The organism is Neisseria sp. P0019.S002 (assembly GCF_051957155.1).
In the GTDB taxonomy this organism is placed as follows: domain Bacteria; phylum Pseudomonadota; class Gammaproteobacteria; order Burkholderiales; family Neisseriaceae; genus Neisseria; species Neisseria perflava.
Genome location: NZ_JBQCWS010000191.1, coordinates 1 through 429 on the forward strand (window position 1 = coordinate 1; position 429 = coordinate 429).

At 50.1% G+C, this 429-nt stretch carries 1 pseudogene; it reads left to right on the plus strand.

Annotated elements, in window-relative coordinates:
- Positions 1 to 52: 52 nt before the first annotated feature.
- A pseudogene (locus tag ACTHTY_RS12250) lies at positions 53 to 361 on the plus strand (alanine:cation symporter family protein); the annotation flags it as partial.
- Positions 362 to 429 lie beyond the last annotated feature (68 nt).

Below are 429 nucleotides of genomic sequence, written 5' to 3' on the forward strand. Positions count from 1 at the left end.
CTCTTCGTCTGCAGCGTCAGATGTGTATAATATACAGCTCTGAAAGGTTTGTATGGATCAATTTTTCGAACAGCTTCACTGCTGGGTAAACGCCATCAACGACCCAATGTGGTCGGGATTGGTATATATGCTTTTAGGCGCAGGCCTACTTTTTACCATTACCACCGGTTTTGTACAATTCCGCCTCTTCGGCCGCAGTATCAAAGAAATGCTAGGCGGTCGCAAACAAGGTGATGATCCGCACGGAATCACACCGTTCCCAGCATTTGTTACCGGCTTGGCCAGCCGCGTAGGCGTGGGCAACATTGCCGGTGTGGCGATTGCCATCAAACTCGGCGGGCCGGGCGCGGTATTCTGTATTTGAGTAACTGCCTCAATCGGCATGAGTTCGGCGTTTGTCGAATCTTCACTGGCATAACTCTTTAAAGT